The following is a 16,214-nucleotide window of genomic DNA, read 5'->3' on the forward strand; positions in this document are numbered from 1 at the left end:
GGAGGCCGCTGCGGGGCAATCGGGTGGGCGGGCGGGAAAGCTTTCGCCGCGAAGCGGCGGTACGGCGGCGCGGCCGACGACGGCGCGTGGGCAGAGACGGAGGCCGCTGCGGGGCAATCGGGTGGGCGGGCGGGAAAGCTTTCGCCGCGAAGCGGCGGTACGGCGGCGCGGCCGACGACGGCGCGTGGGCAGACCGGAGCCGCCGCCGGGCAATCGGGCGGGAAAGATCCGCCGCGAAGCGGCGGTCTTGAGCGGGGTCCGGGAGCGAAGCCCCCGGTTCAGAAGCCCCGCAGGGACCGCCTACCCCGCCGCCCCACCCGGCCGCACAAGCCCCGACTCGTACGCCACAATCACCAACTGCGCCCGATCCCGCGCCCCCAACTTCCCCATGATCCGGCTGACATGCGTCTTCGCGGTCAGCGGACTCAGCCCCAACGCCTCCGCGATCTCCGTGTTGTTCAGCCCCCGCGCCACCAGCGAAAGCACCTCACGCTCCCGCTCGGAGAGCCCCTCGGGCCCGCCCGCCCCCAGCCCCACCGGTGCAGCCGGCGCCCGCAGCACGCGGGCGATGAGCCGGGACGTCGGGCCCGGCGACAGCAGGGACTCCCCCGCCGCCACCGTCCGAATCGCATCGAGCAGCTCCGCCGGCTTCGTGTCCTTGACCAGGAAGCCCGACGCCCCGGCCCGCAACGCGTCGACGACGTGCTCATCGGTGTCGTACGTCGTCAGCATCAGCACCTTCACGCCCGCCAGATCCTCGTCCTTGGCCAGCAGGCGCGTCGCCTCGATGCCGTCCAGATCCGGCATGCGGATGTCCATGACGATGAGATCGGCCCGCTCGGAACGGGCGAGATCGACCGCCGCCCGCCCCGTCTCCGCCTGCCCGACCACCTCCATGTCCGGCGCCGACTCCACGAGCAGCGCGAACGCCGCCCGTACCAGCGTCTGATCGTCGGCGAGCAGCACACGGATCGTCATCGGAGGCCTCCCACGGGCACCAGGGGCAGTACGGCGTCCACCATGAAACCGCCCTCGTCCCGAGGCCCCGCCTCCAGGGTGCCCCCCACACTGCGGGCCCGCTCGCGCATGCCGACGAGGCCGAAGCCGGGCGTGTGGTCCGGGTCGCGTACGGCACGCCCGTCATCCGTGACCGTCACCCGCAGCGCCGCGTCCTCGGTGTGTACGCCCACCCGGATGGTGAGGCCGGGGCCCCCGTGCCGGACGGCGTTGGTCAGGGCCTCCTGGACGATGCGGTACGCGGCGGCGCCCACGGCGGGCGGCGCGTCCGCCGGAGTCTCGTGCACCGAAAGGTCGACCGCGGCGCCGGAGATCCGTGCGGCCTCGGCCAGATCGGTCAGACCGTCGAGGCCGGGCAGCGGCCCGCGCGACTCGTCGGAATCCGACCTCAACACCTCGAGCGTGGCCCGGAGTTCGCCGCGTGCGGACCTGCAGGTGTCTGCGATGTCGTCAAGGGCCTTGGCGACCGCCTTCCGGTCGAGCCGCTCCGGATCGGCGGCCAGGACGTGCGCCGCGACGGAGGTCTGGACGCCGACCAGGGTGATGCTGTGCGCAAGGAGATCGTGCAGATCGCGGGCGACCCGCAGCCGCTCCTCGGCGACGCGCCGCCGTGCCTCTTCCTCGCGCGTACGTTCCGCACGCTCGGCACGTTCCACGACGGAGGCGACGTACTGCCGGTGGATGCGCACGTACACCCCGAGGAGCAGCACGGCCACGATCCAGCCGGAGATCCGCAGCACCTCCGTGACCTGGTACGGGGCGACGCTCGCGTTGATGGCGAGCGGCACGCCGACGACGGTGAGGCCGGTGAGCAGGGCGCGGCGGGGGCGGCCGGTGGAAGCGACGGTGTAGAGGGCCAGCATCTCCACCGGGACGGCGGCGATGTCCGTGAACTCGGCGGTGTGGTACGGCACGACGAAGGCGGCGACGGCGAGCAGCACCAGCTGAGGGCTGCGCCGCCGCCACACGATGGGGATGTTGGCGGCCATGAGGAGGGCCCACCCGATGGCGTCCGGGCGGTGCTCGTCCTTCACGAACGCGGCGAGGAGCGCGGCGAGCAGGGCGACCGCCGCCGCGAGGACGGCGTCGTCCCGCAGGGCCCTTCGGCTGCCGGGGGCCGCGCCGCTGAACGGCAGGAGCCCCGCGCCGTCGAACCCCCGCGCCTCGTCCCGCTCCTCTGAACCGTTCTGAACCCGCAGGCTTTCCACCACCGCTCGATCCTCCCGTACGTCGCTTCCCCTGTGGGGCTCCTCTGCTCAGAAGCCGGGCGGGCCGGAGTCCATCCAGCCCGCCCGGCTCCGAGGACGAACTCGACGGCTACGAGACCGGAACCCGGGGCGCGTCCGCCCCCTTCGCCACCGCCGCGGGACGCGAAAGCGCTCCGGGCCACCAGACCTTCCGGCCCAGGGCCACACTCGCACTCGTCACCAGGTATGTCCGCACCAGGAAGGTGTCGAGGAGCACTCCGACCGCGATCACGAAGCCCAGCTCGACCAGCTGCACCAGCGGCATGCTGGTGAGCACCGCGAAGGTGGCGGCGAGGACGAGCCCGGCCGATGCGATGACCCCGCCCGTCGTGCGCAGCGCGGTCAGGGCGGCGTCGCCCGGCTCCGCACCGGCCAGGGACTCCTCGCGCATGCGGTGCATCAGGAAGATGCCGTAGTCGACGCCGAGGGCGACGAGGAAGACGAAGGAGAGCAGACCCAGACCGGGGTCCGTGCCCTCCAGGCCGAGGAGCGGTTCGAAGACGAGTCCTGCGATGCCGAGGGACGCGCCCCAGACCGCGACCACCGCGGCGAGCAGCAGCAGCGGCGCGACCAGGCTCCGCAGCAGCGCCACGAGGATCAGCAGGACCGCGGCGAGCACCAGCGGCACGACGATGTTCCGGTCACGGGCGTTGGTGTCCTTCAGGTCGATCTGCTGGGCGCTCGCCCCACCGACGTACGAGGAATCCAGGTCCGACCGCAGGGACTCGATGGTCGCCGTCTCGCCCGCCGACTGCGGCGCGGAGGATGCGATGACGGAGATCTCCGTCCAGCCCTTCGCGGTACGTCCCTTGGCCGCGCTGTCCACGCCCTTCGTGTCCTGGATCTTGGTGAGCGCGGTGCCCGCGTCCTCGGTGGGCGTCATCACGGTGATCGGCTGGCTGCCCCGCTCGGGGTAGGCCTTGGCGAGCGTCTCCATGGCGGAGACGGAGTCGGGCGTCTTGGTGAAGGAGTCCTCCTGCTTGAGGGCTCCGGGCAGGTTCAGCGCGCCGAGCGCCAGCGCGCCCAGGAGCACCGCGCCACCGGCGAGGACCGTCAGCGGCCTGCGCCCGGCCGAGCTGCCCATCATGGAGAAGAGGCTGCGGCGCTGCTTGGGCTCGCTGCCGAACGCGGGAATCAGCGGCCAGAACACCTTCCGCCCGAGGAGGACGAGGATCGCGGGCAGCAGCGTCAGCATCGAGGCGAGCGCGCACAGCACGCCCACCGTGCCGAGCGGGCCCATGCCCCGGCTGCTGTTGAGGTCCGCGGCGAGCAGGCAGAGCAGACCGGCCGCGACCGTGCCGGACGAGGCGAGCACGGCGGGACCGCAGCCGCGCAGGGCGGCCACCATCGCGTCGTAGGGGCGCTCGATGCGGCGCAGTTCCTCCCGGTAGCGGGCGACGAGCAGCAGTGCGTAGTCGGTGCCCGCGCCGAAGACGAGGATCGTCATCACGCCCGAGCTCTGGCCGGTGACGGCGGTGCCGAACCATTCGTGCAGTCCGTACGCGATGGCCATCGCGAGGTAGTCGGCGAGGCCTGCGACGGCGAGCGGAACCAGCCACAGGAACGGGCTGCGATAGATCAGGATCAGGAGGAGGGCCACCACGCCTGCCGTGGTGTAGAGCAGCGGGCCGCCCAGCGAGTCGTAGACCTTGCCGGCGTCGGTGCCGAACGCCCCGTCGCCGCCCACCTCGACGCTCAACCCGCCCTGGCTCTCGGCGACTTCGCGGACGTCCTCGACGAGCGCGTCCCGCTTCTTCTCGTCCTGGCCGGGCTCGGTGCTCGCCACCGGGTACATCAGCGTGGTGCCGTCCTTGGACGGTACGGCGCGGGGCTCGGAGGTCAGCTTGTGGGCGCCCTGGATCTCGGCGACCTGGTCCGCGGCGGTCTTGCGGTCGGCTGCCGTCAGACCGCTGTCGCGGTGGTAGACGAGCACCATCTCGGTGGCCTCGCCGCCGGGCAACTGGTCTTCCAGTTCGGCCACTTGGGTGGAGTCGGCGCTTGCGGGGAGGTAGTCGACGACGCGGTCCTGCTGGGTGTCGGCCAGTTTCGCCGCGAAGGGCGCGGCGAGCGCGATGACGCCGATCCACAGCACGAGGAACACCCAGGGCACGGCTCGTCGCCGTCGAGCGGTGGTCTGTTCGGCCCGCATGACAGGCCTCCTTCCGGCAGGTTGGCAGGTTCAGCGCCAACCCTCCCGGAATCGGAGGGCCAATCCGTCGGGCCGGAGGGCGAGTTGGGGCGTACACCCCAGGGAGTCAAGGGGAGATAAATACTCCCGGGGGAGTACTGCGGCCGCGTACACGAGACCCTGTACGCGTACACGAGCCCCTGTAAACGAGACCCCTTGCCGGAGCCGCCCGCTACGACTGCGTCGTCCGCGCCGCCACCAGGAGCCGGGTCACCTCGTCGGCGCCGATGGTCAGCGCCCCGCCCGCCGTGCCGAGCACCTCGCGCTCGGCGGGGGTGTAAGGGCCGTCGGCAAGGGCGATCCGCGCGCCCTGCAGGAGCAGCGACTCGCGTCCTGCGGGGGCGAGGTGCGGGGCCAGCGGGCCGAGCGCCTCGTGCAGCTCTATGGCCAGACCCGGCACATAGTCCGGCACGGTGGCCCGCCCGGTGTCGGCGGCGAGCGCCTCGACGAGCGCGACGAGCTGTTCCTCGCAGCAGTCGTCGTATCCGGCGGCGCGCAACGTCGCGACGGCCGCGTCGAGCGTCGTGCGCGACGAGGTGCCGCCGGCGGAGAGGACCGCGAGGACGACCGTGTGCACGGCGTCGCGCACCATCGCGGAGAGCCGGGTGGTCGTGGGATGGCCGAGAACATCCGTACCGAAGTGGTCCTGGCAGGCGGCGCATTCGACGATGGGGCCCGTGGTGCCACGGGGCAGCACGGGCACGCCGAGGAGGACGAAGCGGCGCCGCCCTGTGCGCCGCTGGTAGTTGCGGTCGCCACCGCAGCCGGGGCAGAAGAACTCGCCGTCCCCGACGGTGGTCCAGGCCGTATGCACGCCGATCACGCGCCTGCGCAGCACCCGCGCGCGCGACACGGGCGTGGCGAAGATGCGGGATTCCCGGCCGTTTCGTCCCCGATCTGGCAGCACCACGCACCTCCGTAACGCCCCGGCAACATTGCCTGGTTGGGCGTGATGTTAGCCACATTGTTGATGTGACGTCAGCACCCTGTGCGAGAGATGGCCGGTAGACGACCAGAGCGCGAGGGCGCACAAAGGCGCCGGACCGGCTCAGAATGAGCCGGTCCGGCGCTTTTGGACCCAGGGTCGGGCCCCGAAGGGGCGCGGGGAACTGCGCGACCAGCCACGTCCAACCCGCAGACGAAACGCACCGGCCTCGCAGCGGAGCGCTAACGCGCCGCGCGGTTGACGGCAGAAACAGCCGCCTTCAGCGAGGCCCGGGTCGTATTGGAGTCGATGCCAACGCCCCACAGGACCTTGTCGCCGATCGCGCACTCGATGTACGAGGCGGCCTGCGCGGATGCGCCCTCGCTCATCGTGTGCTCCTGGTAGTCGAGCAGGCGTACGTCGATGCCGATGCCCTGCAGCGCCTGGAAGAAGGCCGAGATCGGGCCGTTGCCGGTGCCGGTCAGGACCGTGTCGGCGCCGTCGACCGTGGCCTCGACGGTGAGGGTGTCCGTGCCGTCCTTGTCCGTGGTCGTCTGGCCGTTCTTGACCTGGATGCGGCCCCACGGGTTCTGCGGGTTGGGCAGGTACTCGTCCTGGAAGATGCCCCAGATCGCGTCCGGCGTGACCTCGCCGCCCTCGGTGTCGGTCTTCGTCTGGATGATCTTGGAGAACTCGACCTGCATACGGCGCGGCAGGTCCAGCTTGTGGTCGTTCTGCAGGACGTAGGCGATGCCGCCCTTGCCGGACTGCGAGTTGACGCGGATGACGGCCTCGTAGGAGCGGCCGACGTCCTTGGGGTCGATGGGCAGGTACGGCACGGCCCACTCGATGTCGTCGACGGTCTTGCCCTGCTGCTCGGCCCGGACCGCCATGGCCTCGAAGCCCTTCTTGATGGCGTCCTGGTGGGAGCCGGAGAAGGCGGTGTAGACGAGGTCGCCCGCGTACGGGTGACGGGGGTGGACCTCCATCTGGTTGCAGTACTCGGCGGTGCGGCGGATCTCGTCGATGTCGGAGAAGTCGATCTGCGGGTCGACGCCCTGCGAGAACAGGTTCATGCCCAGGGTGACCAGGTCGACGTTGCCGGTGCGCTCGCCCTGGCCGAACAGGCAGCCCTCGATGCGGTCGGCGCCGGCCATGATGGCCAGCTCGGCGGCGGCGACGGCGGTGCCGCGGTCGTTGTGCGGGTGCACGGACAGACAGACGTGCTCGCGCCGGGACAGGTTGCGGGACATCCACTCGAAGCGGTCCGCGTGCGTCGACGGGGTCGAACGCTCCACCGTGGCGGGCAGGTTGAGGATGATCTCGCGGTCCGGGCCGGGCTGCCATACGTCGCAGACGGCCTCACAGACCTCCAGGGCGAAGTCCAGCTCGGTGTCCGTGAAGATCTCGGGGCTGTACTGGTAGCCGAAGACCGTCTCGGGGCCCAGCAGCTTCTCGGCGTACTCCATGACAAGACGCGTGCCGTCGACGGCGATCTGCTTGACCGCATCCTTTGAGCCACGGAAGACGACCTCGCGCCAGACGGGCGCGGTCGCGTTGTACAGGTGGACGGTGGCGCGCTTGGCGCCGACCAGCGACTCGACGGTGCGGGAGATCAGCTCTTCGCGGGCCTGCGTCAGGACGGAGATGGTGACGTCGTCCGGGATCGCGCCGTCCTCGATGATCGAGCGTACGAAGTCGAAGTCCGTCTGCCCGGACGAGGGGAAGCCGACCTCGATCTCCTTGTAGCCCATACGGACCAGCAGATCGAACATCTCGCGCTTGCGGGCCGGGGACATCGGGTCGATCAGCGCCTGGTTGCCGTCGCGCAGGTCCGTGGAGAGCCAGCGGGGAGCGACCGTGATCCGGTTCTGCGGCCAGGTGCGGTCGGGGATGTCGACCTGCTCGTACTGGCCGTACTTGTGGATCGGCATGGACGTGGCGCGCTGGAAATTAGGCTTGATCGCCATGATGCGGGGCTCCTCGGGTGTGTCCTTAAGGACGGCCGACGGTCGCTTTCGCGAGCAACACCGAACTCCGCGGGGAGGGGGTCGGCCTCGACTACAGGCCCTCGCCGCGGCAGCTAAGGAGAAGCAGCCCGTAACGCATGATGCTCCGCAGCCTAGCCGAGCCGCGCTGTGTGCGCGGATGCGTATCAGTATGCGGGATCACCATCAGGTAACGGGGTAGAGGTGATCAATCCCTCTATTTCACTAATCATGGTTGCAGGTAGTGACAGCGGCATGACCCAGTGCCACATTGCCGCCATGACCGCCAACCCAGGCTTCGAGCCTGTCTTCTGCACCATCATTCCGCCCCACGTGCTCGACACTCTGGCCCAGAGTGACGACGCCACGCTCGCCGGACCCGCCCGCCGCACCCTGGAGCGGGACGCCATCGAGCGCACCCACCGCCGGCTGACCACGGTCATCGGCGCCCCCTCCGTCACGCCGCCCAAGGAAGCGGCCGAAGGCAAGCCGCACCGCACGATCTACGACGCGAAGCACAAGACCGAGCTGCCGGGCCGCAAGGTCCGCGGCGAGGGCGACAAGCCCGGCAAGGACGCGACCGTCAACCGCGCGTACGCGGGCCTCGGCGCGACCTTCGAGCTGTATCTGAAGTCGTACGAGCGCAACTCCATCGACGGCAGCGGACTGCCGATGAACGCGACGGTCCACTACGGCGAGAACTACGGGAACGCGTTCTGGAACGGCGAACAGATGGTCTTCGGCGACGGTGACGGCGAGATCTTCCTCGACTTCACCATTCCGGTGGACGTCATCGGCCACGAGCTGACGCACGGCGTCGTGCAGTACACGGCGAACCTCACGTACTTCGGCCAGCCGGGCGCGCTCAACGAGTCCATGGCGGACGTCTTCGGCTCGCTGATCAAGCAGTACACGCTCGGCCAGACCGCGGCCGAGGCCGACTGGCTGATCGGCGCCGGGCTGCTCGCCCCGCGCGTCACCGGCACGGCCCTGCGCTCCATGAAGGCACCGGGCACGGCGTACGACGACGACGTGCTCGGCAAGGACCCGCAGCCCGCCGACATGGACCACTACGTCAAGACGGGCCGCGACAACGGCGGCGTGCACATCAACTCCGGCATCCCCAACCACGCCTTCTACCTGCTCGCCGAGGCGCTCGGCGGCCACGCGTGGGAGCGGGCAGGACAGATCTGGTACGCCGTCCTGACCGGCGGCGATCTTGCGCAGGACGCGTCCTTCGCGGACTTCGCGAAGCTGACGGTGGCCGCGGCCCGCGACAAGTTCGGCGAGGGCGAGGAACACGGGGCCGTCCTGAAGGCGTGGTCCCAGGTCGGGGTGCCTACCAACTGACCGCCTCCTGGAGTAGACAGGACCCATGCGTATCCAGGTGAAGCGCACGGGAGGATTCGCGGGCATCGAGCGGCACGCCGAGGTCGACACCTCGGGACTGCCCGATGCCCACGAGTGGCACGCCCTGGCCGAAGAGGCCATGGCCGAGGGCCGGGGCACGCCACCCATAGGGGTGCCGGACGGCTTCAACTACCAGCTCACCGTCGACGGGCACACGGTGTACTGCTCGGATCCCCGGCTTACCGAGCCGCAGCGGAAGCTGATCTCACGGGTCCTGAAGGAGGGCTCGTAGCGCCCTCGCAGCACTCTCGTAGAACTTGAGAAGTGTTCATCTTTTCTCGTGTACGCCCATTGACTTCCGTACTGGGCGGTACGGAAGATCGCGCCCATGGCAGCGAGCGATGCGCGCGAACCGATACCCCAGTTCCCCCGCGACTTCCTGTGGGGGGTGTCCACATCCGCCCACCAGATCGAGGGCGCCGTCGACGAACGCGGCCCCTCGGTCTGGGACGCGTTCACCGCGGTGCCGGGCCGGGTGAAGGACGGCACGACGGCCGCCGTCGCCTGCGACCACTACCACCGCTACCGCGAAGATGTGGCGCTCATACGGGAGTTGGGCGTGGGCGCGTACCGCTTCTCGGTGTCGTGGCCGCGGGTGCTTCCGACGGGCACGGGCGAGGTGAGCGCCGCGGGCCTCGACTTCTACGACCGCCTCGTCGACGAGCTGTGCGCGGCGGGCGTGCGCCCCGTCCCCACCCTCTTCCACTGGGACACCCCGCTGGCCGTGCAGGAGGCCGGCGGCTGGCTGCGGCGCGAGACGGCCGAGCGGTTCGCCGATTACGCCGCCGTGGTGGCCGCCCGTATCGGCGACCGCGTCACGAAGTGGATCACCCTCAACGAGCCCGCGGAACACACCCTGCTTGGCCACGCCCTCGGCCAGCATGCCCCCGGCGAGCAGCTCCTCTTCGACGCGCTGCCGGTCGCCCACCACCAGCTCCTCGCGCACGGCCTCGCGGTGCGGGCGCTGCGCGCGGCGGGCGCGGGCGACATAGGCATCGCCAACTCGCACGGCCCGACCTGGCCCGCGTCGGCCGCCGACGAGGACACGGCGGCGGCCGACTTCTACGACGTACTCCTCAACCGCCTCTTCGCTGACCCGTTGCTGCTCGGGCAGTACCCGGACGGCATCGGGGAGTTGATGCCGTCGGACGACCTCGAAGCGGACCTGAAGGTGATCTCCGAGCCGCTCGACTGGTACGGCGTCAACTTCTACCAGCCGACGAAGGTGGGAGCGCCGCTGCCCGAGAGCACGGCCACCGAGTTCTCCGGCCTCACCCTCCCGCCCGAACTCCCCTTCTCCCCAAGGGAGATCGAGGGATACCCGGTGACGGACTTCGGCTGGCCGGTGGTCCCGGACGCGCTCACGGAGCTGCTCACCGGCTTCCGCGACCGGTACGGCGACCGGCTTCCGCCTCTCGTCATCACCGAGAACGGCTGCTCGTACGAGGGTCTCGACGACCAGGATCGGATCACGTACCTGGACGGTCATCTGCGGGCGCTGCACAGGGCGTTGGAGGCTGGGGTGGATGTCCGCGGCTACTTCGTCTGGTCGCTGATGGACAACTTCGAGTGGGCGGAAGGCTATCGGCAGCGCTTCGGCCTGGTCCACGTCGACTACGACACCCTTGAACGCACCCCTAAGGCGTCGTACGGCTGGCTGCGCGAGGCCCTGCGGGCGCAGCGACCATGACCGCCACCGCGCTGGCGGAGCCGACGGAGCGGGTCGGACGGGGCTGGAAGAGCGCCCTGTCGGTCGCCAACGGGGCGATCTGGGTGGGCTGGTACGGCCCGCTGCAGATCCTGCTCGCCGTGCAGGCGGAGGACCTGGCCCCGGCGGGCACGTCGAAGGAGACGGTCCTCGCCTGGGTGACGGGCGTCGGCGCGGTGGTGTCCCTCGTCGCGAACCCGCTCTTCGGCGCGCTCTCGGACCGCACGACGTCCCGCCGGGGCCGGCGCACCCCCTGGATCGTGGCAGGCACGGCGGGCGGCGCTGCCTCCCTCCTCCTGCTCTCGGCGGCGGGCTCGGTGTGGTGGATGGCGGCGGGCTGGTGCCTGGTCCAGCTCACCCTGAACGCCGCCTTCGCCGCGGTCACCGCCGCCGTCCCCGACCGGGTGCCGCGCCTCCAACGGGGCTCCGTGGGCGGCTGGTTGGGCGCGGCGCAGCTGCTCGGCGTGGTCGTCGGGACGGGCCTTGCGACGGTGGCGGGCGGGACGGTCGCGGGGTACGCGGCGTGTGCGGTGTTCACCGTGGCGGGCGTGCTGCCCTATGTCGTACGCCATCGGGACCTGCGCCTGGCTGCCGCCGACCGCCCGCCGTGGAACCGGCGTAGCTTCCTGGCCGGCTTCTGGCTGAGCCCGCGCCGCTACCCGGATCTCGGCTGGGCGTGGCTGACCCGCTTCCTGATCAACGTCAGCAACTCGGTGGTGCTGCTCTACCTCCTCTACTTCCTCCGCGACCGCCTGCACCGCTCCGACCCGGAGTCGGGCGTACTGATCCTGACGGCCGTGAACGGCGTGACGATGCTGGCCACGGTCGTGGTGGGCGGCGCCTGGTCGGACCGGGTCGGCCGCCGCAAACCGTTCGTGATCTGGTCGGGCTGCCTGATGGCGGTGGCCACCAGCCTCCTCGCGGTGTGGCAGACCTGGCCGGGGGCGATCGTCGCGGCGGCGGTGCTCGGCATCGGCTTCGGCGTCTTCACGTCGGTGGACTTCGCCCTGATGACGGACGTCCTGCCGAAGGCCCTCGACCGCGGCAAGGACCTGGGCATCATCAACATCGCCAACTCCCTGCCCCAGGTGGCGGCCCCGGCGATAGCGGCCCCGATCGTGACACACCTGGGCGGCTACCGGGTCCTGTACCTGGTGGCGGCGGCGGTGGGGCTGACGGGGGCGGCGCTGGTGACACGGATCAGGGGCGTGGAGTAACCCGCCGATTCGGCCACCCGCCTTCGTTGCGCGCAGACGTTCCGCACGGCGCCCCCACCCCGCCCGCCCACGTTGTGGGCAGGCGTTCCGGCCGCCCTCGTTGTGGGCAGGCGTTCCGCACGGCGAGTGGGGTCTCCCCTGCTCGAGCGAAGCCGAGAGCTTGGGGAAGGGTGGGCACAACGCACCACTGCCGGGCACCGATCCCAGGATCTCTCACCCGGCAAGGGTGCCGCCGCCGCCCGCAAGGCCCGAGGTCACGGACGCCTCGGCCGCGCCCGCATCGTCCCCGGCGGCGAAGGCGAAGTCGCGGAGCATTCCGTGCAGCACCTGGTCCGGGGTGAAGCCGCCCATGATGTAGCCGGCGCGGGCCAGTTCGGCCAGGCCGTGCATCTGGCTGAAGAGCTGCCGCACCAGCAGATCGGGGTCCGCGTCCGCGCGGAAGCGGCCCGCGTCCACGCAGCGGCGGATGGCGTCGCGCGGGGCCCGCAGCAGGAACGTACCCATCCGGCGGTCGTCGTCGGAGAGCGCGAAGCCGGTGACCACCGAGCTGCCGAACATCACGGCGTAGACGTCGGGTTCGGCGCGCGCGAACTCCTGGTAGACGCGGCAGAGTCCGGCGAGCTCGACGACGGGGTCGGCGCCCTGCTCGATGCCGGCGGTGCGGGCATGGAAGCGCACGAAGCCCTCCCGGATGACCTCGCGCACCAGCTCGGGCATCGACCCGAAGTGGGTGTAGACGGCCATCGTCGAGGCCCCGACCGCCTTGACCAGGCGGCGGGCGCTGAGTGCGGCGGGGCCCTGCTCGGCTATGACGCGGGCGGCCTCGTCGAGGAGCCGGCGCCGGACGTCGGCCGGTTCCCGCGGCATTTCCTGCTTTCCGGTTGACACGGGAGCAGTATAACGCTGTTATGGCCATAACAGCGTTATACGCATGGGGGACGGGACACGGAGCGCGGAAGGGGCTCGGGATGTTCGCACGGGGAATGCGGGGACGGCTGGTTCGGTTGCCGGAAGCAGCCGGGAACGACAGCGGGCTGACCGGGCCGCAGCGGGAGAACGGGGGTCCTCCGCTGCGGCTCGCGGTCATCGGCGACTCGCTCGCCGCGGGCGTGGGGGCGGCGAGCCACGATGAGGCGCTCAGCGGGCAGTTGGCCCGCACCCTGACGGCGATGACGGGACGCCCCGTCTCCTGGCGGGTGTCGGCGAAGGCCGGGGCGACGATGCCGGTGGTACGGCGGGGCCTGCTGCCGGGCCTGACGGATCCGACGACCCGCTGGCGGCCCGACCTGGTCCTGGTGGCCGCGGGGTCGAACGACGCACTGCGGATGCGCCGCCCGCGGGCGTTCCGGCACGACGTGGAGAGGCTGATCAGGGACGTACGACTGCGTCTGGGCGAGGACGTCCCGATGGTCTTCGCGGGCCTGCCCCCGATGACCCGCGTGGCCGCGCTGCCCCGCCCGGCGCGGGGCCCGCTGGACGTCTATGTCCGGCTCCTGGACCGCCAGTTGAGGACGGTGGCCCGCCGCACCCCGGCCGTCTTCCACCTGCCGACGGGCGGACCGCCGGCGATCGCGGGCGAGTGGTTCGCGGCCGACCGGCTGCATCCTTCACCGGACGGCTACCGGGTGTGGGCACGGGAACTGGCCGTGGGCCTGGCAACCCTGACGGAAGCGCGACCGGCACCGGCCTAGCCCGTCAGAAGCCCAGCTTCCGCAGCTGCTTCGGGTCTCGCTGCCAGTCCTTGGCCACCTTCACGTGCAGGTCCAGGAAGACCGGCGTACCGAGAAGCGCCTCGATCTGGCGGCGGGACTTGATGCCGACGTCCTTCAGGCGCTTGCCCTTCGGGCCGATGATGATGCCCTTCTGGCTGGGGCGCTCGATGTAGACGTTCGCGTGGATGTCCAGGAGCGGCTTGTCCGCCGGGCGGTCCGTGCGCGGCAGCATCTCCTCCACCACGACGGCGATGGAGTGCGGCAGTTCGTCCCGCACGCCCTCAAGCGCGGCCTCGCGGATCAGCTCGGCGACCATGACCATCTCGGGCTCGTCCGTGAGGTCGCCCTCCGGGTACAGCGGCGGGCTCTCCGGCAGCATCGGGACGATCAGGTCGGCGAGCAGCCCGACCTGCTTGTCGCCGACCGCCGAAACGGGCACGATCTCGGCCCACTGGATGCCCAGCTCCTTGCCGAGCTGGTCGATGGCGATGAGCTGCTCGGCGAGGGTCTTGCTGTCGACGAGGTCGGTCTTCGTCACGACCGCGATCTTCGGCGTCTTCTTGATCGTGGCCAGTTCCTTGGCGATGAACCGGTCGCCGGGGCCGAGCTTCTCGTTCGCCGGCAGACAGAAGCCGATGACGTCGACCTCGGCCCACGTCGTGCGGACGACGTCGTTGAGCCGCTCGCCGAGCAGCGTGCGCGGCTTGTGCAGCCCGGGGGTGTCCACCAGGATCAGCTGCGCGTCGGGCCGGTGCACGATGCCCCGCACCGTGTGCCGCGTGGTCTGCGGCTGGTCGGCGGTGATCGCCACCTTCTGGCCGACCAGAGCATTCGTGAGGGTGGACTTGCCCGCGTTGGGGCGGCCCACGAAGCAGGCGAAGCCGGCGCGGTGGATGGCCTCGGACGGCTCGGATGACTGGGTACGAACGCTCATGGCGCCCATTGTCCCTGATCGACGGGGGCCCGCAGCACGCATGGGCCCCGGCGGCGGCGCGACGGCACCGCGGTGAGCTTCCGGAAACCCCCGCGCAACGCGAAACACGGCGGAAACGCGTGGTTGCCCGTTCCGAAACGCGTGCCGGTGACGCTCTCCCCCATGACTTTTCTGGCCGCAGCACAAGGCCCCGACACAGGCGACACCGCCTGGCTGCTCGCGGCCACCGCACTCGTACTCCTCATGACCCCGGGCCTCGCGCTCTTCTACGGCGGCATGGTCCGCACGAAGAGCGTCCTGAACATGCTGCTCATGAGCTTCGTGTCGATCGCCCTGGTCACCGTCGTCTGGCTGCTCGCGGGCTACTCGCTCGCCTTCGGCGACGACGCCTTCGCGGGCCTGATCGGCGGCCTCGACCACCTGGGCATGGCGGGCATCGGCCCGAGCACACTCACCGGGACGGTCCCCACGTTCCTCTTCACCACCTTCCAGCTGACCTTCGCGATCCTCACCACGGCGCTGATCAGCGGCGCGATCGCGGACCGCGCGAAGTTCGCCGCCTGGCTCGTCTTCGTGCCGCTGTGGGCGCTGCTCGTATACGTTCCCGTGGCGCACTGGGTGTGGGGCCCGGACGGCTGGATCTCCTCCTCCCTCGGCGCCCTCGACTTCGCCGGCGGCCTGGTCGTAGAAATCGCGTCGGGCGCTTCGGGACTCGCCCTGTGCCTGGTGATCGGCCCGCGCATCGGCTTCAAGAAGGACGCGATGCGCCCGCACAACCTGCCGATGGTCCTGATGGGCGCGGGCCTGCTCTGGTTCGGCTGGCTCGGCTTCAACGGCGGCTCGGCGCTCGGCGCGAACGGCCTCGCCGCGGCCGCCCTCCTCAACACGCTGCTCGCCGGCTGCACGGGCCTGCTCGGCTGGCTCTTCGTGGAGCAGCGGCGCGACGGCCACCCCACCACCTTCGGTGCGGCCTCGGGCGCGGTCGCGGGCCTGGTGGCGATCACCCCGTCGTGCGGGGCCGTCGGCATCCTGGGCGCGGCGGTGATCGGCCTCGCGGCGGGCGTCGTCTGCTCGTACGCCGTCGCCTGGAAGTTCCGCCTCGACTACGACGACTCGCTGGACGTCGTCGGCGTCCACCTGGTCGGCGGCGTGATCGGCACGCTCCTGATCGGCCTGTTCGCGACGGCCACGATGACGGACGGCGCGGAGGGCCTCTTCTACGGCGGCGGGCTCGCCCAACTGGGCAAGCAGACGGTGGCGGTCCTCGCGGTGGCGGCGTACACCTTCGCCGTCACGTACGGCATCGGCAAGGCGATCGACAAGCTGATGGGCTTCCGTGCGAGCGCCGAGGACGAGCTGACGGGCCTCGACCAGACGCACCACGCGGAGACCGCCTACGATCACGGCGTCCTGGTCGGCCCCATGAAGGGGAGCACCGCCCCGCACCACCCGAAGGGAAGCACCCCCGCATGAAGCTCGTGACCGCGGTCATCAAGCCGTTCCGCCTGGACGAGGTGAAGACGGCGCTGCAGGAACTGGGCGTGCAGGGCCTCACGGTCACCGAGGCGAGCGGGTACGGGCGTCAGCGGGGGCACACGGAGGTGTACCGGGGCGCGGAGTACCAGGTGGACCTGGTGCCGAAGGTCCGCATCGAGGTCGTCGTCGACGACGTGGACGCCGAAGCGGTCATCGACGCGGTCGTGCGCGCGGCCCGCACCGGGAAGATCGGTGACGGGAAGGTGTGGGCGGTGCCGGTCGACTCCGTCGTACGGGTACGGACCGGCGAGCGGGGCCCGGACGCGGTCTGATCCCCGGCCGGTGCGGGACCGGGCGGCCACCCGCGACGGGAGTGGAAAAGCACTGCGGCG

The 16,214-nt window shown here is 70.9% G+C and carries 14 protein-coding genes; 7 read left to right on the forward strand and 7 right to left on the reverse strand.

Annotation, left to right across the window (positions count from 1 at the left end):
* Positions 1 to 300: 300 nt before the first annotated feature.
* The 5 genes from AB0G47_RS07495 to leuA all read right to left on the reverse strand — a co-directional run bounded on the left by AB0G47_RS07495 (position 301) and on the right by leuA (position 7,347).
* Entirely contained in the window at positions 301 to 978 is a 678-nt protein-coding gene (locus tag AB0G47_RS07495) for a response regulator transcription factor (RefSeq protein ID WP_360765173.1), read from the reverse strand.
* Complete coding sequence (locus AB0G47_RS07500) at positions 975 to 2,153, reverse strand: histidine kinase (RefSeq protein ID WP_360766498.1); 1,179 nt, start codon at positions 2,151 to 2,153, stop codon at positions 975 to 977. Before AB0G47_RS07500 ends, AB0G47_RS07495 begins: the two co-directional genes overlap by 4 nt.
* A gap of 181 nt (positions 2,154 to 2,334) precedes the next feature.
* Positions 2,335 to 4,413, reverse strand: a complete 2,079-nt coding sequence (locus AB0G47_RS07505; protein WP_360765176.1) for an MMPL family transporter — start codon at positions 4,411 to 4,413, stop codon at positions 2,335 to 2,337.
* A gap of 211 nt (positions 4,414 to 4,624) precedes the next feature.
* Positions 4,625 to 5,305 (reverse strand): TerB family tellurite resistance protein, encoded by a 681-nt coding sequence (locus AB0G47_RS07510; RefSeq protein WP_360765179.1) that lies wholly within the window; start codon positions 5,303 to 5,305, stop codon positions 4,625 to 4,627.
* 314 nt (positions 5,306 to 5,619) lie between these two features.
* A complete protein-coding gene (leuA, locus tag AB0G47_RS07515; protein ID WP_360765182.1) occupies positions 5,620 to 7,347 on the reverse strand; it encodes a 2-isopropylmalate synthase in 1,728 nt (575 codons plus the stop codon).
* Positions 7,348 to 7,644: 297 nt separating this feature from the next.
* Here leuA and AB0G47_RS07520 point away from each other — a divergent pair, with 297 nt between their 5' ends.
* The 4 genes from AB0G47_RS07520 (at position 7,645) to AB0G47_RS07535 (ending at position 11,700) form a co-directional block, all read left to right on the forward strand.
* A complete protein-coding gene (locus AB0G47_RS07520) occupies positions 7,645 to 8,715 on the forward strand; it encodes a M4 family metallopeptidase (RefSeq protein WP_360765185.1) in 1,071 nt (356 codons plus the stop codon).
* 25 nt (positions 8,716 to 8,740) lie between these two features.
* On the forward strand, positions 8,741 to 9,007 hold the full coding sequence (locus tag AB0G47_RS07525; protein ID WP_360765189.1) for a protealysin inhibitor emfourin: 267 nt from the start codon (positions 8,741 to 8,743) through the stop codon (positions 9,005 to 9,007).
* 96 nt (positions 9,008 to 9,103) lie between these two features.
* Positions 9,104 to 10,465, forward strand: coding sequence for a GH1 family beta-glucosidase (locus tag AB0G47_RS07530; RefSeq protein ID WP_360765192.1), 1,362 nt, complete (start codon positions 9,104 to 9,106; stop codon positions 10,463 to 10,465).
* Complete coding sequence (locus tag AB0G47_RS07535) at positions 10,462 to 11,700, forward strand: MFS transporter (RefSeq protein WP_360765194.1); 1,239 nt, start codon at positions 10,462 to 10,464, stop codon at positions 11,698 to 11,700. The genes AB0G47_RS07530 and AB0G47_RS07535 overlap by 4 nt, the downstream gene beginning before the upstream one ends.
* Before the next feature lie 213 nt (positions 11,701 to 11,913).
* Here AB0G47_RS07535 and AB0G47_RS07540 read toward each other — a convergent pair whose 3' ends face one another.
* A complete protein-coding gene (locus tag AB0G47_RS07540) occupies positions 11,914 to 12,588 on the reverse strand; it encodes a TetR/AcrR family transcriptional regulator (protein ID WP_360765198.1) in 675 nt (224 codons plus the stop codon).
* An 80-nt stretch (positions 12,589 to 12,668) separates the two neighbouring features.
* Between AB0G47_RS07540 and AB0G47_RS07545 the strand changes: the two genes are divergently transcribed.
* A complete protein-coding gene (locus AB0G47_RS07545) occupies positions 12,669 to 13,391 on the forward strand; it encodes an SGNH/GDSL hydrolase family protein (RefSeq protein WP_360765201.1) in 723 nt (240 codons plus the stop codon).
* 4 nt (positions 13,392 to 13,395) lie between these two features.
* Here AB0G47_RS07545 and era read toward each other — a convergent pair whose 3' ends face one another.
* The gene (gene era, locus AB0G47_RS07550) at positions 13,396 to 14,355 is read right to left on the reverse strand and encodes a GTPase Era (RefSeq protein ID WP_360765203.1); all 960 of its coding nucleotides are present in this window, start codon (positions 14,353 to 14,355) and stop codon (positions 13,396 to 13,398) included.
* A gap of 153 nt (positions 14,356 to 14,508) precedes the next feature.
* Here era and AB0G47_RS07555 point away from each other — a divergent pair, with 153 nt between their 5' ends.
* Together AB0G47_RS07555 and AB0G47_RS07560 are read left to right on the forward strand one after the other, a co-directional pair.
* Positions 14,509 to 15,819, forward strand: coding sequence for an ammonium transporter (locus AB0G47_RS07555; protein ID WP_360765205.1), 1,311 nt, complete (start codon positions 14,509 to 14,511; stop codon positions 15,817 to 15,819).
* Complete coding sequence (locus AB0G47_RS07560) at positions 15,816 to 16,154, forward strand: P-II family nitrogen regulator (RefSeq protein WP_360765207.1); 339 nt, start codon at positions 15,816 to 15,818, stop codon at positions 16,152 to 16,154. The genes AB0G47_RS07555 and AB0G47_RS07560 overlap by 4 nt, the downstream gene beginning before the upstream one ends.
* Positions 16,155 to 16,214 lie beyond the last annotated feature (60 nt).

The sequence above is a fragment of the Streptomyces sp. NPDC021622 genome, from assembly GCF_040640795.1.
Lineage (GTDB): Bacteria > Actinomycetota > Actinomycetes > Streptomycetales > Streptomycetaceae > Streptomyces.

Excerpts from the sequence above, each read along its gene's own strand:
- AB0G47_RS07495 (WP_360765173.1), bottom strand. The coding sequence starts at position 978 with ATGACGATCCGTGTGCTGCTCGCCGACGATCAGACGCTGGTACGGGCG.
- AB0G47_RS07505 (WP_360765176.1), bottom strand. The coding sequence starts at position 4,413 with ATGCGGGCCGAACAGACCACCGCTCGACGGCGACGAGCCGTGCCCTGG.
- leuA (WP_360765182.1), bottom strand. The coding sequence starts at position 7,347 with ATGGCGATCAAGCCTAATTTCCAGCGCGCCACGTCCATGCCGATCCAC.
- AB0G47_RS07520 (WP_360765185.1), top strand. The coding sequence starts at position 7,645 with ATGACCGCCAACCCAGGCTTCGAGCCTGTCTTCTGCACCATCATTCCG.
- AB0G47_RS07525 (WP_360765189.1), top strand. The coding sequence starts at position 8,741 with ATGCGTATCCAGGTGAAGCGCACGGGAGGATTCGCGGGCATCGAGCGG.
- AB0G47_RS07530 (WP_360765192.1), top strand. The coding sequence starts at position 9,104 with ATGGCAGCGAGCGATGCGCGCGAACCGATACCCCAGTTCCCCCGCGAC.
- AB0G47_RS07535 (WP_360765194.1), top strand. The coding sequence starts at position 10,462 with ATGACCGCCACCGCGCTGGCGGAGCCGACGGAGCGGGTCGGACGGGGC.
- AB0G47_RS07545 (WP_360765201.1), top strand. The coding sequence starts at position 12,669 with ATGTTCGCACGGGGAATGCGGGGACGGCTGGTTCGGTTGCCGGAAGCA.
- era (WP_360765203.1), bottom strand. The coding sequence starts at position 14,355 with ATGGGCGCCATGAGCGTTCGTACCCAGTCATCCGAGCCGTCCGAGGCC.
- AB0G47_RS07555 (WP_360765205.1), top strand. The coding sequence starts at position 14,509 with ATGACTTTTCTGGCCGCAGCACAAGGCCCCGACACAGGCGACACCGCC.
- AB0G47_RS07560 (WP_360765207.1), top strand. The coding sequence starts at position 15,816 with ATGAAGCTCGTGACCGCGGTCATCAAGCCGTTCCGCCTGGACGAGGTG.